This window comes from Mesonia aestuariivivens (assembly GCF_019311235.1).
In the GTDB taxonomy this organism is placed as follows: Bacteria; Bacteroidota; Bacteroidia; order Flavobacteriales; family Flavobacteriaceae; genus Mesonia; species Mesonia aestuariivivens.
In genome coordinates this window covers 136,435-151,359 of the sequence record NZ_JAHWDF010000008.1, presented here as the reverse complement: position 1 = coordinate 151,359, position 14,925 = coordinate 136,435, and the positions used below count along the sequence as shown (strand labels likewise).

Here is a 14,925-nt window from a genome sequence, read left to right as displayed (position 1 = left end):
TTTTTAAATGATCATGGCCAGATTAATTTAAATTTCTTTTTTTTATAAAGAATTTTTTTAGCAAAGTTGAAGCTTCTATTTCAAGCAAGCCCTCGGTAATTTTAGTTTTCGGGTGTAATTTTCCACCCATTACCCGATATCCGCGTTGTTCATCTCTCGCAGCAAAAACCACTCGATAAATTTGACTCCAATACAAAGCTCCAGCACACATTTGACAAGGTTCTAAAGTGACATAAAGCGTACAATTAGTTAAATACTTTCCGCCTAAAAAATTAGCAGCGGCAGTAATGGCTTGCATTTCGGCATGAGCGGTTACATCATTAAGCATCTCGGTAAGGTTATGTCCGCGAGCAATCACCTTATTATTACTTACAATAATAGCTCCTACTGGTATTTCATCACGCTCGTATGCTTCTTGCGCTTGGTCTAGCGCTTTCTTCATAAAATAAGTATCATCAAAAGGAGTTAACATACGCCAAAAATACAATTTCAAACTTTACCTTTGCTTTATGGCATTAAGATTATTGCAAAATATTAATTCTCCTAAAGACTTAAAACAACTTCACAAGAAAGATTTGTTGCAGGTTGCTCAAGAGCTGCGAGAGTTTATTATAGATATTGTAGCCACTAAAGAAGGACATTTGGGGGCAAGTTTAGGCGTGGTAGAGTTAACTATTGCTTTACATTATTATTTTCAAACTCCACAAGACCTTTTGGTTTGGGATGTAGGGCACCAAGCTTACGGACATAAAATTTTAACTGGTAGACGTGATATTTTTGAGACTAATAGAAAGTTAAACGGACTTAGTGGTTTCCCAAAACGCGATGAAAGTGAATACGACACTTTTGGCGTAGGTCATAGTTCAACTTCCATCTCAGCAGCGTTAGGAATGGCCATTGCTTCTAAATTAGATGGGAATCTTAAAAAAAATCACATTGCAGTAATTGGCGATGCTTCCATCGCTAGCGGAATGGCTTTTGAAGGTTTAAACCACGCGGGGGTTACCAATGCTAATCTTTGGGTGATTTTAAATGATAACGCCATAGGTATCGATCCCAGTGTTGGGGCGCTAAAAGAATATTTGTCGAAATCTAAAATTGGCGTTAAACCCAAGCAAGATAATATGATCGAAGCTTTAAATTTTCATTATTCAGGGCCTATTGATGGTCATGATTTTGAAGCTATTTTTGAAGCATTCGAAAAATTGGAAAAAGTAGAAGGTCCTAAATTTTTACATATTATTACGAAAAAAGGAAAAGGACTTCAGCAAGCAGAAGAAAATCAAGTTACTTATCATGCTCCTGGAAAATTCGATAAAATTACAGGAGAATTACTTTCAAAAGGAAACGAAAAATTACCTCCCAAATTTCAAGATGTTTTCGGTTTGACTTTAGTTGAATTGGCAAAAAATAATAAACAGATTATTGGGATTACTCCAGCTATGCCTACCGGAAGCTCATTAAAATACATGATGAAAGAATTTCCTGATCGCGCTTTTGATGTAGGTATTGCAGAACAACATGCCGTCACCCTCGCAGCGGGTTTGGCCACACAAAATAAAATTGTGTTTTGCACCATTTATTCTACTTTTTTACAACGTGCTTACGATCAATTAATACACGATGTAGCTTTACAAAATTTACCCGTAATTTTTTGTATTGACCGTGCTGGATTAGTGGGTGAAGATGGAGCAACGCACCATGGGGTTTTTGATATTGCTTATTTACGTTGTATCCCTAATTTAATTATCGCAACACCTTCTGATGAAATTGAACTACGTAACATTTTATATACAGCTTCACTAGGCTTAGAAAAACCAATAGGCATTCGTTACCCGCGAGGCCGAGGAACAAAACTTGATTGGCAAAGAGAATTTAAAAAATTAACAATAGGAAGAGGGAAGCAACTCAAAAAAGGGAATAAAATCGCGATTATTTCTATAGGAACAATTAAAATTGAAGTTGAAAAAGCACTAGATGAACTTAGTCATTCAGAAGAAGTAGCTCATTATGACTTAGGTTTTGTGAAGCCTCTAGATGAAAAATTGTTAACTAAAATCTTCAAAAAATACGAAACTGTAATTACCGTTGAAGACGGAGTGATTTCTGGCGGAGCGGGCGAAGCGATTTTAGCATTTGCGCATCAAAATGAATTCACTTCAAAAATCATAACCTTAGGAATTCCAGATGAGTTTATCGAGCAAGGAGCCACCCAAGAATTGCGAGTACTCGTTGGGATTTCAGCAAAAAGAATTCAGCAGAAGATAGAAGAAGTTTTAACCTAACTTACTTCCCGATAATTTTTGAAAAGTCCTTAATGCATTGCCATCAGTTAGTGCGGCTACTTGTGAGCTTAACTGAATTAGCCATTGGTAAGTAGATTTTTCTTCTGCTTCAAAACCTTTTAAGAAACTATTTAAAATAAGTTTATCAAAGTTAGTTTCTTCGTGATTGACGCTGTTTTCAATTGCTTGAGTATAGGTTTCTAAAAGTGTTGCGATAATTTTATAACCAGCAATTTCCTTTTCAATTACTTCTGGACTTTGATAAATTTTTTCTACACTCAAACTAATAATATCTTTAATTTGAGCAGTGTATTTAGATTTGTCTAGTAAAGATTCATGAAAGTTTCCTTGTAAAATAGCTTCTTCATTTTCTATAAAAACACGGGCTGCATCTTGAATAAGTGTATTTATGGCTAAAGATCTTAGGTAACTCAGTCTACTTTGCGTATTGGTAAGCGAGTGAAATTTTTCAGTATTAATATTGTTTTTTACTAGTTTAATTAGGTATTCTAACGCATAGCTTTCATCAATAAGACCAAGGTTAATACCATCTTCAAAATCGATGATGGTGTAACAAATATCATCGGCAGCTTCAACTAAAAATGTAAGCGGGTGGCGTTTATAATGAATATCTCCGTTTTTGCCAGAATTTTCTAAACCTAACTCTTCTGCAATGTCTTTAAAAATAGATTTTTCACTCTGAAAATATCCAAATTTCTTATCGGCAATTTCTGGTGTAGGTTTGTGGGGTAGTGATTCTTTGGGGTATTTAGTAAATGCACCTAGAGTGGCATAAGAAAGCCTTAAGCCGTCTTGATTACCGTGTTTAGTTTCAGTAAGTAATTTGAAACCGTTAGCGTTTCCTTCAAAATGAGTGAGATCGTGGTATTCTTTTTCGCTAAGTTGTGATTTAAAACGTTTACCGTTTCCGTTTTTAAAGTATTCTCCGATTGCTTTTTCTCCAGAATGCCCAAATGGTGGATTGCCAATATCGTGTGCCAATGCTGCGGCAGCGACAATAGCTCCGAAATCATTAAAATGATAGCCATGAGTAGCTGAAAGCTGTGGGTGTTTTTCAATTATTTGTTTACCTACAATTCTACCTAAAGATCTGCCTACCACAGAGACTTCTAAACTGTGCGTTAAACGTGTATGTACAAAATCTGTTTTAGATAATGGTATTACCTGTGTTTTATCTTGCAGGCTCCTAAATGCTGAAGAAAAAATAACACGGTCGTAATCTACCTCAAACCCCAAACGAGTGTCGTCTTGTTCTGTACGTAATCTTTTGATGGTATCGCCATAGCGTTTTAAAGAAAGTAATTGTTCCCAGTTCATCTTATTTATTTTGAAGGCTAAAAATAGCAAACCTATAACAATCAGCTAGGCTTTCAATTGTAGTTTTTGGTTCTAATTCTTAGAACTTTGTGTAAAGTCTATAAATTACTTGTTAAGAGGATAATGGCACTTGGGGTACTTGGCGTTGAATAATCAAAAAAACTACTTTAAATGATTTTCTGCAACCTTTTCAATTTCCATATACCAATCTTCGCCAAACTTTTTGATTAGCGCTTCTTTTACAAATTTGTAAATAGGTGTTTGTAGTTCTTTTCCTAATGAACAGGCATCGTCGCAGATTGGCCAGCGGTGATAATTTACCGCAGAAAATTGAGAATAAGATTGTACGCGAACTGGGTAAAGCTCACAAGAAATAGGTTTTTTCCAATCAATTTTTCCAGCTCGGTAAGCACCTTCAATACCACAAAGGGCAGTTCCTTTGTCATCAAAAGTTACATAAGCACATTCGGCACCATTTACAAGAGGAGTTTCATATTCTCCAAAATCATTTTCGATATGAGTTCCTTGTTTTTCGATGGCTTCGATTCCTTCTTTTCTTAAAAAGGGTTTTACTTCAGCATATACATCTTTGAGTTTTTGAATTTCCTCTTTTTCTACGGGTGCACCAGCTTCGCCTTCTACGCAGCATGCACCTTTACAGGCAGAAAGATTACAAACAAAATCTTTCTCTATAATATCTTCTGAAACTATGGTTTTTCCTATCTGAAACATTTTGCAAAGGTAATATGTTTTTTTTGTAAGCAATGAAATTTATACCGACAATGTTAGCTGAAATTTTTATAAATTAATGATTGCAAAGGGTTAAAATTAAAATACTTTTGCACGCATTTTTAAAGTATTTGTGATGGGTTTTGATATTAAAGAAATTTTTACTGCCGGGATGATTTTGTTCGCTGTAATCGATATTATTGGGAGTATACCAATTATTGTAGATCTAAGAAAAAAAGTAGGTCATATTCAGAGTGAAAAAGCTTCTGTGGTGGCGGCAATTTTAATGATTGTTTTCTTATTTGTAGGGGATGAAATTTTAAACTTAATAGGGATTGATGTTAATTCTTTTGCAGTAGCAGGGTCTTTTATTTTATTTTTCTTAGCTATCGAAATGATTCTAGGCGTTCAACTTTATAAAGATGATGCCCCTGAAACGGCAGCAATTGTTCCGTTAGCCTTTCCTTTGGTTGCGGGTGCTGGAACCATGACCTCTATTTTATCTTTAAGAGCAGAATACCAAACTATAAATATAATTATAGCGATTTTGATTAATATTATGATTGTTTATTTGGTACTAAAATCTTCTGGTAAGATTGAACGAGTGCTAGGAAAACAAGGAATTAATGTGATTCGTAAAATTTTTGGTGTAGTTTTGTTAGCTATAGCGGTAAAATTATTTGCTGCCAATATTCAAAATTTATTCAAGTAAAATGAAGTATTTAATTTATTTTTTAATGCTTTGTGCATTAGGTTTATTGATTTACAATTTGACTATCGTAGATTTTAATAATCTTGCGGCAGAAAGTAGTAAGGTTGCTATAGCTTGTATCTTATCTTCTCTTAGTGTGATAGTGCTTATGCTTATCTTATTAATTTCAAGAGCAATAAAAAAGAAGTCAGAAATTTAGTCTAGGCTTAACACTTTTTGAATCATTTTGTCATCTTGACTAATTATTTTTTGTGCCGCATTGGTACCAAAAAGTTGTTCTGCCATACTTGCTTTTAAGTACTTTCTTAATAGATAGCGGTAATTTTTAGTTTTAAAATCAAAATTAAATTCGTTTAAATAGTTTATGTAATCTTCTACTATTTGATCTGAAACTATTTGTTGGGTGTTAAATTCCTTTTGTGTTAAGCTATTGTAGTAATTACGATCCTTTTCAAGAATGTTGAATATAAATCTATCCATTATGCCTCCTTTCAACATATAGTTTAAGCTTTCTTTTTCATAGTCAGTATCTTTGGCAACAAACACATCTGGAATAATACCACCACCGCCATAAACAATTTTTCCTTTGGGAGTTGTATATTTAAGCGAATCGTTTACACTTATACTGTCTTTGCTTTGTAATTCGCCATTACGATATCTACTTAAATATTCTTCAAAATATTTTTTATTATCGCCGTGGTCATAAGGCTTTTGTATAGAACGACCTGTAGGGGTGTAATATCTTGCTACGGTTAGCCTAACAGCGCTACCGTCTCCTAAATTCATTTCTCTTTGCACCAAGCCTTTTCCGTAAGATCTTCTTCCTACAATTGTACCAATATCATTGTCTTGTAAAGCACCGGCTACAATTTCACTGGCAGAGGCCGAATTTTCGTTAATGAATACAAAAACTTTGGTGTTTTTAAACTTTCCTTTTTTAGTCGAAAAGGTTTTGTTAATTTTTCCAGCTTTATTTTTAGTAAAAACAATGAGTTTATCTTGAGTCAAGAATTCATCGGCAATTTTTACCGCTTGGTCTAAATAGCCTCCGCCATTATCTCTTAAATCTAGCGCTAGCTCTGTTGCTCCTTGTGTAATTAAACTCTCAATTGCTTTTTCAAATTCTTTATAAGTACTTTCTGCAAAACGATTAATCTTAATATAACCAAGTTTTTCATTGAGCATATAAGCGGCGTCGACACTTTTTATAGGAATCGTCCCTCTTTTTACGGTAAAATCTAATAGCTTTTCTGAACCATTTCGTTTAATTTTTAGCTTAACTGTAGTGTTTTTTTTCCCTTTTAATAATGATGAAAGTGAATCTGTATCAATAGTTTTTTGCGCCAGTTCAATTCCATCGGCATACAAAATACGATCTCCAGCTTTGATACCTACTTTTTCACTTGGTCCATTTGGTATAGGTTTAATTACTGCAATGGTATCTTCTAATGTGTAAAAACTTATTCCGATACCCACAAAATCACCTTTCATGTTTTCTGAAACAGCGTCGTATTTTTGTTTTGGTATATAAACCGAGTGTGGATCTAAGTTTTCTAAAATACTATTAACAGTTACATCTACTATGCTATCTGTATTTACATCATCTACATATTCATAGTCTATGTAATCTATAAGCCTATTTAGTTTTTCTTTTTTTGCATTTGCAGTAAAAATACCTTCTGAGGTATCTGGAAAATCTAAAACAGATCCTATAAAAATCCCTAATGCACAAGCTGCTCCAATAATTAATGGAAAATATATTTTAGAGTAAGCTTTCAATAGTATTAATCGTTTAGTTCGGTGATTTGTTCTATGTTAACTCCAGCTTTTTCTAAAAATGTTAAGCCTGAATTATCTTTGTATCCGTTTTGATAGACTACACGTTTTATGCCAGCTTGGTGAATGAGTTTACTACATTCTTTGCAAGGAGACATGGTGATGTATAGTGTTGCATCTTTACAAGATTGTGTAGAACCGGCAACTTTTAATATAGCGTTTGCTTCTGCATGTAATACATACCATTTAGTGAGACCTTCTAGATCTTCACAGCAATTTTCAAAACCACTAGGCGTACCATTGTACCCATCAGAAATAATCATTCTGTCTTTCACAATAATGGCTCCTACTTGTTTTCTTTTACAATGAGATAATTTTCCCCATTCTACAGCCATTCTAAGGTAGGCTTTATCAAATTTAAGCTGTTTTTCTACAGACATTTATCAGCATTTAGAGTCGTAAATTTAAAAGAATAATTTTTTTTATAGCAGCTTAGAGAGAAAATCGCTATAATTTACCAAAAATTATTTTCTAGTAACATTGGGATAACTAAGCCTATGACGATTGATGAAATAACCAAAACCCAATCTCTTTTAGAATAGTTAAATAATGATTGAAAGATTAGCGCTAAGATTAAAACAATTATAACAACAATGGTTTGCGCTGCTTCTATCCCTAAAGCGAATTCTAATAACCAGACAAACTTATCGGTTCCAGAACCTACTGAGCCCATAAAAAATGAAGAAAAACCTAACCCATGAATTACTCCGAAAAAAAGTGTAGTGGCCATTAACATATTCATTTTCCCATCTTTTGGTGTTTTTCCTGCTCTTATGAGGTTGTAGAGAGCGGTTACAAAAATTGTTATTGGAATTAAAAACTCTACATAGGTTGAATTTACTTGTACAATGTTAAATGTGGCCAATATTAAAGCTAGGGTATGACCTATTGTAAAAGTGGTGACTAACCAAAAAACTCGTTTCCATTCTAAAAAAGTATAAGAAGCAACTAATACAATTAAAAATAGTACGTGATCATAAGCGCTCCAGTCTAAGACGTGTGTAAGTCCTAGCTTAAAGTAAATCCAAAATTCATCCATATATCGTGTAAGTTTCGAAGTTATCCAAACTTACATTTTAAAAATTAGATTCAAAAAATAATTAGAATTAATATATACTGAAAATTATTATTTACCTTATTCTTTTAGCGTCTGTTTAGGGGTGTATCCGTAATGTTTTTTAAACATATTTATAAAATGAGAGGTACTTTTGTAGCCTAAAATATTAGAAATTTCATAAACTGTATGGTTTTCTAATAGCGTGAGTGCTTTTTTCATTTTCAACTCAATAACATAACCTCTTATTGTGCTGCCAAAAACTTTTTTAAATGTGCTTTTTAATTTCTGTTCATTTAGTAAGACTTGCCTAGAAAGCTGCTTTATGGTAGGAGTGTGATTAAAATTTGCCGCTAAATAGGCTTTAGCCTTTCTTACCTTTTCTAAGGTTTCTGAGGGTATATCAGAGCTGGGGGTTTGTAATTGTTGTTGTACATAATACACATAAAACAATTCTTTTAATTTAAGTTTAAAATAATTTTCTTTATGCTCATCAGGAAATTCACATTTAGCCAATTGCTTTAAAATTTGATGAATAGAGAAACTAATCGGGAATTTATTTTCTCCCATTCTAATAAAGTTATTTGCTTGCACTTTTAAAAATAATTCATCTAATTGAATCCAATTTTCATCTTTTAAAAGCTGTAGGTAAAATGCTTTAGATAAAATAATTAATGTATAGTGTGTAGGTGCGTTGCTGGGTATAAGAACTTCCCAAGATGAGCAAGATTGAAAAGTAAACTGAACATTTCCTGTTTGTATATGTTCATTTTTAATAGAGTTTTCAATTTTTAAGTCGCCTTTACTTACCAAAGAAATTTGTATAAAATCACCTTTAATATGAAAAACATCAACTAATTTTTCTATGTTGGAGAATTGTGTGTCTATAATACAAAAATCTTTGTTGTATTGTAAGTGGCATTTAATTTCAATCTCATCATTGGGGTGTAAATGTAAGTTTTCAGTTTTTAGTTCATTTACGCTAGATAAATCTAAATTAAAGAGAGAAAAATTATGATGTTTTAATTTAGACTTAATATACATAATCCTGTTTCCGTTATTTTTATTTCTAAAACCGCAATACTTAAATGTAAAGATAAAATACTTTTGCAAGAAGTTATTTAAAATCAGTTTAAATAAAAACAAGTGAAAATATTTTATTCTCTTATTGCTTTAGTTTTTTTGTTAACCCAAGTAGCAACTGGGCAAAATGATAATTTTTCTACTGTTAAAGGAAAAGTTACTTCACAAGAAGGAGAGCTTTTGCCAGGTGTTTTTGTCTATGTAATAAATAAAACATATTTCTCTGAAACAAACGAAAACGGAACCTTTGAATTGCGTTTACCTGCTGGAAAATATAAATTATCTGCTACAAATTTAGGATATCTAAATCAAGTTGAAGAGGTAGAAGTGCTACCTAATTCTAATTTGCGCGTTAACTTTCAATTAGAAGAAGATCCAGCGATGACACTCGATGATGTAGAGATTGTTGGAAAATCTGCTCTTCAAGAAGTTCAAGAATCTTCTTATAATGTTTCTGCATTAAACGCAGAAGCATTGCACAATACAACTTTAGACGTTTCTCAAGCTTTAGAACGGGTGTCTGGAGTTCGGGTGCGAAGGTCTGGTGGTGTAGGCTCTAATACAAACTTAATGCTTAATGGTTTTTCAGGTAGACACGTTAAATTGTTTATAGACGGAATGCCTATGGAAGGTTTTAATTCAGCTTTCAGTATTAATAATATTCCTATCAATTTAGCAAAACGAATTGAAGTTTACAAAGGAGTAGTGCCCATTAATTTTGGTTCTGATGCTTTAGGTGGGGCTATAAATATTGTTACAGAAGATGGAAAGCAAAACTTTGTGGATGCTTCTTATTCTTATGGATCATTTAATACCCATAAATCATTTTTAAATGCGGCTTACACAGCAGATTCTGGTTTTACCGCAAGATTAACGGCTTTTCAAAATTATTCTGATAACGATTACAATGTCGATGTTAGGGTGAAAAATTTGCAAACTCAGGTTTTTCCTTTAGAGAAAACTAACGAGCGACGCTTTCATGATATGTATCGTAACTATACATTAATGGGGAAAGTTGGCTTTGTGAACACTGCTTTTGCAGACCAGTTATTGCTAGGTTTTACGTATGGAGATGAGTATAATGAGATTCAACATCCAGCTTATATGGATATTGCTTTTGGACAGGTCTATGAAACCTCAGAAACGCTAATGCCTTCGCTTACATATAAAAAAGATAATTTATTTATTAATGGATTAAATGTTGCGGTAAGGGGGAATTATAATTTCGGAGAGGCAAGTTATATAGATGATGCTATGCGAAATTATAACTGGGCAGGAGATTTTATAGAAAAAAGTGAAAAAGGAGAATACCCTCCTTATACTAGAAATTTTTATAGAAATAGAAATGGTTCAGTAAACGCAAATGTAACTTATAAGTTTAAAGATAAACATGCTTTTACCTTAAATAACGTATTTAATACTTTCTCTAGAAAACGAAGAAATGAAGCAGAGCCAAGCCCTTCTGATGATTATCCGAGTGAAAATTTTAAAAATATTTTAGGTGCTGGTTATAAATTTCAGCCTAATAAAAAATGGAGTACCTCTCTTTTTGGGAAATATTACAGCAATAAAGTAAATCAATATGCAGATCCGCTAGCGGTTGGTGAGTATCAGAAATTTTCAAAAACAACAGATACGTATGGCTACGGTTTGGCTACGTCTTATTTTTTAACCGAAAGTTTACAAATGAAAGCCTCTTTTGAAAAAGCATACCGTTTACCTGTAGGAAGAGAATTGTTTGGTAACGGAAGTAATTTTGAATTAGGAAATCCCGATTTAAAACCAGAAAGCAGTAAAAACTTAAATATAGGTGCAAATTACAACTGGAGGTTAACTAAAAAACAAAACTTAAATCTAGATGCAAGTTTTATTTACCGTGACATTAAAGATTTTATACGAAGAAAGGTGACCGAAGAAGGAAGCGCTCAATCTATAAACGAAGCTTCTGTTAAAAATAGAGGTATAGATTTAGAAGCTACCTATAATTACGCGAAGTTATTTTCAGCAAACGCAAGTTTCACTTATCAAAGCCTACGGAATAAATTAGAATACAAAAACGGAAGTACAAGTAAAAACTTGAGTTACGATCAAAGAATACCTAACATGCCATATTTGTATGGAAATGCAGGTTTTGCTTTCTATTTTAATCGCTTGTGGGATAAAAAAGATGTATTAAGCCTCAATTATAATTTATTATATATACACGAATTTAGTTACGATTATGATTCTTTTGGAAATAGCGCTACCAATAGAAATATACCTAATCAAATCGCCCATGATGTTTACTTGAATTATAGTTTCAAAAACGGAAAATATAACCTCTCATTAGAATGTAAAAACATTTTAAATGAAGACCTATATGATAATTATAGCTTGCAAAAACCAGGTAGAAGTTTCGCTATAAAAGTTAGGTATTTTTTAGACAAATTTTAACATAACTCCATAATAATAATGATGATGAATATTTTATTAAGAAAAAAACTTTATGTTTCAGTTGCATTCGCAGCAATGTTAGGTTTCACTTCTTGTAGTGATGACGATGGTGAAGATAATACAGTAGGTTGTGAGGGCGTAGCTACAGAAGAATATGTGGTTGCTGCAACTTCAGAAGAGAATTCTTATGTGCTAACCAAAGAGAATATCTCAGAAGGAGAGCTTTCTATTGTAGGTGACGGTCTTCAAGTTACAGGAACTCCTTCTTGGTTTTTCTATAAAAACTTAGCGGCTTATTCGTTTGTATATAGACAAGGAGACCCAGGTACCACTCAATCATTTATACTTGAAGATTGTGGCTTAGAACCAAGAAACCCAATAGATTTACAGGTTTCTATTCAAAGTAAAGGTATTGTAGGTGAAGAATTATTTGTTCAATATTCTTCTAGAAATTACGAAAATCCAGAAGCTACTTTTTATAAAGTAAACGGCAAAACAAGTGTAGTAACAGGCCCTGTTACCATAAATACAAAAGAGTTAGCCAATAATGGTGAGTATGCTTACATAACAGATATTACAGAGCATAACAGCCGAGTTTGGATAGCATACAGAACTATTAAAGCAGGAGAAGATAATGAAGATAATGCTTTTAATAGTGATTTTAACGATCATACCTATATCGCAATTTTTAATGAAGATTTAGAATTTATACAGCGTATAGAAGACACAGGTAGAACAGGAGTTATTGCTGGTCAATCTAGGTCTCAAGGAGAAACAGGAATCGAGCCAGTAGAAAATGGAGATGTATATGTTTTTTCTTCAGCTTTAGATGCGCCTGAGGTAAATTCTGGAGTTTTAAAAATAAATAATGGCACTACAGAATTCGATCCGAATTATTTCTTTAACATTAGTGAAGCCTCAGGAGGTTATAAATTATACAGAACTCACTATGTAGGAGATAATACTTTTGTATTACAAATGTTTACAGAGCAAAATATTGCTTCTGCTAGACCAACTGAAACTCGTCATAAATTTGCTGTAGTTAATGTAGCGACAAAAAGCTTTAACTGGGTTGATGATGTTCCAAATGGAATACAAGAAATAGGCGCTCCCTATGTAGACAAAGCCAACAAAGAAGTTGTTTTTCCTATAAAGACCAGTGAAAACCCTCGTTTATATATTATTAATGCAGCAAATCATGTGATGACTGCTGGTACAAAAATAGAAGCAGACGGAGTTACCGCTGTGGGAAAATTAGCGAAACAATAAAATTTATTTGAAATGTTAGCCAACCTTAAGCCTAAATTTTAGGCTTAAGGTATTTCTTATGATTACCTATATAAAAGGTTTAAATTTGAATTAGAAAAAATCAATATGAAAAAGATATTAATAGTTGCCGTTTTTGCATTCATGTTTTCTGGTCTTTTTGCACAAGAAAATGTTTTTTTACAACGAGAGTTTTGGGGTGAAAACCCCTCTGTAGCATCTATAAAAGAAAAAATAAAAGAAGGCAACGACCCTAAAGAGTTTAACCGTTCTCATTTTGATGGAGTAACTATTGCTATTCTTGCCGATGCTCCAGTAGAAGCTATTACATATCTTCTTAATTTGAAAGAGGTAGATGTTAATAAGCGCACACACGATGGAAGAAGTTATTTAGTATGGGCTGCTTATAAAGGCAACTTCTCAGTCATAAAATATTTAGTAGATCATGGCGCCGATGTTAACGCAAAAGGAACACATGGTTTTGGAGCGATTACTTTTGCTGCTTATGCTGGTGTAGAAGATCAAAGAATTTACGATTATTTAACCGATAACGGACTTTCTATTCAGCAAAAAACAAAAGGTGGTGCTACTGCTATATTGTTAATCATGCAGAAGTTGAAAAACCTAGAGATGATTAATTATTTTAAGAAAAAAGGTCTCGATCTAAACAGCAAAGACGATGATGGTAATGGTGCTTTTCATTACGCAGCCAAAGGCGGAAACATAAAAGTAATGCATGCCTTAATTGAAAGCGGAATCGATTATAAAACCAAAAATAAATTAGGCGGTAATGCAATTCTTGTTGCTAGTCAAGGTATGCGTGGAGCCAGCCCAAAATTGGAAACTTTTAAATATTTAGAAAAAACGGGGATCAATCCTAATATTGTGAATAAAAACGGAGAAACCCCACTTATTTTATTAAGCCGAAGAAATAAAGACGTTTCGCTTATTAAGTATTTCTTAGAAAAAGGAGTAGATGCTAACCAAACTAATACAGATGGTAATAATGCATTAATCAATGCTGCTGCAGGTAATAATTTAGAAATTGTAAAAATTCTAGAAGAAAGAACTACAAATAAAAATCATCAAAATAACGAAGGTCAAACTGCTTTAATGAAGGCTGTAAGCGGCAATTCTATAGAAGTAGTTTCTTATCTAATTAAAAAAGGAGCAAAAATAGATGTTCAAGATAAAGATGGTAATAACTTAATTTATTATTGGGCAAATTCAGCAAAACGAAGCAGAGATGGTAAAGTGACTCCTCCTAAGAAAGAGAAACTTACCTTGTTATTAGAAAATGGTTTAGAGCTTACAAAGCCACAACCTAACGGAAATACATTATTACATGTAGCTGTTCAAAACAACAATTTAGAATTAGCACAGCAAGCAATAGATTGGGATGTTGCCGTTAATGCTAAAAATAAAGAAGAAAATACGGCACTATTATTGGCTGCTTTAAATGCAAAAGACACCAAAATATTAAAGTATTTATTAGCAAACGGAGCCGATAAATCAATGACCACAGAGTTTGATGAAAGCGCTTACGATTTAGCTAGAGAAAACGAAGTGCTTTCTAAAAAAAATGCGTCTATTGATTTTTTAAAATAATAGAAATTTAAAAATTGACGGAGTAAAACTATTTAATTTTACTCCGCTTATTTAGAAAAAAATAAAAAATGAAAAAGTATATCTTTAAAAGTGTAATGGTTTGCTTAACCGCTTTTACATTACTGGCTTTTACAGCTGGAAAAGAAGTAAATCTCGAAAAAGAGACCACTACCGTGAAGTGTTTATTGCAACTAAAAAACTATTCGGGTAAAAAACCTTACGTAGTAGTTTCAATTGTCGATGAAAATGAAAAATATCAAAAGACCTTATACATGCAAGGGCAAGATGATGAATGGTATAACACTTTAAAAGAGTGGTGGAGCCAACTTGGTAAAGAAGGTTCAGAAAATATAGATGCCATTAGCGGTGCTACCATTAATCCAGGAGCAAGAGCTATTGTTGCTTTTGAAATTCCTTCAGATAAAATAAATAAAAACTACACACTTCGTTTTGAAAGCGCGGTAGAAGATCAAGATTACCATAAAAAAGATTTAGAAGTAGCTTTAACCAAAGAAAACCTTAAAGGTAAGTTTGAGGGTTCTGGTTACATTCGTTACGTGAGATTGATTGCCAACTAAAAT

Annotated in this window: 13 protein-coding genes; 6 read left to right on the top strand and 7 right to left on the bottom strand. The window is 32.9% G+C overall.

Going from position 1 to position 14,925, the window contains the following annotated elements; genetic code table 11:
* Window positions 1–22 precede the first annotated feature (22 nt).
* Window positions 23–472: a nucleoside deaminase gene (locus KW502_RS09225; protein WP_219040280.1), complete on the bottom strand. Its 450-nt coding sequence runs from the start codon at window positions 470–472 to the stop codon at window positions 23–25.
* A gap of 37 nt (window positions 473–509) precedes the next feature.
* Here KW502_RS09225 and KW502_RS09220 point away from each other — a divergent pair, with 37 nt between their 5' ends.
* Complete coding sequence (locus KW502_RS09220; protein ID WP_219040262.1) at window positions 510–2,285, top strand: 1-deoxy-D-xylulose-5-phosphate synthase; 1,776 nt, start codon at window positions 510–512, stop codon at window positions 2,283–2,285.
* Here the strand turns inward: KW502_RS09220 and KW502_RS09215 are convergent.
* Both KW502_RS09215 and KW502_RS09210 read right to left on the bottom strand, forming a co-directional pair.
* Window positions 2,277–3,623, bottom strand: a complete 1,347-nt coding sequence (locus KW502_RS09215) for a deoxyguanosinetriphosphate triphosphohydrolase (RefSeq protein ID WP_219040261.1) — start codon at window positions 3,621–3,623, stop codon at window positions 2,277–2,279. The two genes, KW502_RS09220 and KW502_RS09215, sit on opposite strands and share 9 nt — an antisense overlap.
* A gap of 162 nt (window positions 3,624–3,785) precedes the next feature.
* Window positions 3,786–4,355 carry a DUF3109 family protein gene (locus KW502_RS09210; RefSeq protein WP_219040260.1) on the bottom strand — a complete coding sequence of 190 codons (570 nt, stop codon included), beginning with the start codon at window positions 4,353–4,355 and terminating at the stop codon, window positions 3,786–3,788.
* A gap of 133 nt (window positions 4,356–4,488) precedes the next feature.
* On the opposite strand from KW502_RS09210, the gene KW502_RS09205 reads away from it, so the two are divergent.
* On the top strand, window positions 4,489–5,064 hold the full coding sequence (locus KW502_RS09205) for a MarC family protein (protein WP_219040259.1): 576 nt from the start codon (window positions 4,489–4,491) through the stop codon (window positions 5,062–5,064).
* A gap of 195 nt (window positions 5,065–5,259) precedes the next feature.
* Here KW502_RS09205 and KW502_RS09200 read toward each other — a convergent pair whose 3' ends face one another.
* From KW502_RS09200 to KW502_RS09185, 4 genes are all read right to left on the bottom strand, one after another.
* A complete protein-coding gene (locus KW502_RS09200) occupies window positions 5,260–6,843 on the bottom strand; it encodes a S41 family peptidase (RefSeq protein WP_219040258.1) in 1,584 nt (527 codons plus the stop codon).
* 5 nt (window positions 6,844–6,848) lie between these two features.
* Entirely contained in the window at window positions 6,849–7,280 is a 432-nt protein-coding gene (locus KW502_RS09195; protein WP_219040257.1) for a deoxycytidylate deaminase, read from the bottom strand.
* 74 nt (window positions 7,281–7,354) lie between these two features.
* On the bottom strand, window positions 7,355–7,939 hold the full coding sequence (locus KW502_RS09190) for a HupE/UreJ family protein (protein WP_219040256.1): 585 nt from the start codon (window positions 7,937–7,939) through the stop codon (window positions 7,355–7,357).
* Window positions 7,940–8,035: 96 nt separating this feature from the next.
* On the bottom strand, window positions 8,036–8,998 hold the full coding sequence (locus KW502_RS09185) for a helix-turn-helix transcriptional regulator (RefSeq protein WP_219040255.1): 963 nt from the start codon (window positions 8,996–8,998) through the stop codon (window positions 8,036–8,038).
* 102 nt (window positions 8,999–9,100) lie between these two features.
* Between KW502_RS09185 and KW502_RS09180 the strand changes: the two genes are divergently transcribed.
* The 4 genes from KW502_RS09180 (at window position 9,101) to KW502_RS09165 (ending at window position 14,922) form a co-directional block, all read left to right on the top strand.
* Window positions 9,101–11,470, top strand: coding sequence for a TonB-dependent receptor (locus tag KW502_RS09180; protein WP_219040254.1), 2,370 nt, complete (start codon window positions 9,101–9,103; stop codon window positions 11,468–11,470).
* Between the two features lie 24 nt (window positions 11,471–11,494).
* On the top strand, window positions 11,495–12,739 hold the full coding sequence (locus KW502_RS09175; RefSeq protein WP_219040253.1) for a DUF4374 domain-containing protein: 1,245 nt from the start codon (window positions 11,495–11,497) through the stop codon (window positions 12,737–12,739).
* A gap of 105 nt (window positions 12,740–12,844) precedes the next feature.
* Window positions 12,845–14,344 carry an ankyrin repeat domain-containing protein gene (locus KW502_RS09170; protein ID WP_219040252.1) on the top strand — a complete coding sequence of 500 codons (1,500 nt, stop codon included), beginning with the start codon at window positions 12,845–12,847 and terminating at the stop codon, window positions 14,342–14,344.
* A 68-nt stretch (window positions 14,345–14,412) separates the two neighbouring features.
* Complete coding sequence (locus KW502_RS09165) at window positions 14,413–14,922, top strand: DUF2271 domain-containing protein (protein WP_219040251.1); 510 nt, start codon at window positions 14,413–14,415, stop codon at window positions 14,920–14,922.
* Window positions 14,923–14,925 lie beyond the last annotated feature (3 nt).

What these genes read in the sequence shown, in the direction of transcription:
- KW502_RS09165 (WP_219040251.1), top strand. Translation starts at nt 14,413, where the DNA reads ATGAAAAAGTATATCTTTAAAAGTGTAATGGTTTGCTTAACCGCTTTT.
- KW502_RS09190 (WP_219040256.1), bottom strand. Translation starts at nt 7,939, where the DNA reads ATGGATGAATTTTGGATTTACTTTAAGCTAGGACTTACACACGTCTTA.
- KW502_RS09205 (WP_219040259.1), top strand. Translation starts at nt 4,489, where the DNA reads ATGGGTTTTGATATTAAAGAAATTTTTACTGCCGGGATGATTTTGTTC.
- KW502_RS09220 (WP_219040262.1), top strand. Translation starts at nt 510, where the DNA reads ATGGCATTAAGATTATTGCAAAATATTAATTCTCCTAAAGACTTAAAA.
- KW502_RS09175 (WP_219040253.1), top strand. Translation starts at nt 11,495, where the DNA reads ATGAATATTTTATTAAGAAAAAAACTTTATGTTTCAGTTGCATTCGCA.
- KW502_RS09210 (WP_219040260.1), bottom strand. Translation starts at nt 4,355, where the DNA reads ATGTTTCAGATAGGAAAAACCATAGTTTCAGAAGATATTATAGAGAAA.
- KW502_RS09215 (WP_219040261.1), bottom strand. Translation starts at nt 3,623, where the DNA reads ATGAACTGGGAACAATTACTTTCTTTAAAACGCTATGGCGATACCATC.
- KW502_RS09185 (WP_219040255.1), bottom strand. Translation starts at nt 8,998, where the DNA reads ATGTATATTAAGTCTAAATTAAAACATCATAATTTTTCTCTCTTTAAT.
- KW502_RS09225 (WP_219040280.1), bottom strand. Translation starts at nt 472, where the DNA reads ATGTTAACTCCTTTTGATGATACTTATTTTATGAAGAAAGCGCTAGAC.
- KW502_RS09170 (WP_219040252.1), top strand. Translation starts at nt 12,845, where the DNA reads ATGAAAAAGATATTAATAGTTGCCGTTTTTGCATTCATGTTTTCTGGT.
- KW502_RS09195 (WP_219040257.1), bottom strand. Translation starts at nt 7,280, where the DNA reads ATGTCTGTAGAAAAACAGCTTAAATTTGATAAAGCCTACCTTAGAATG.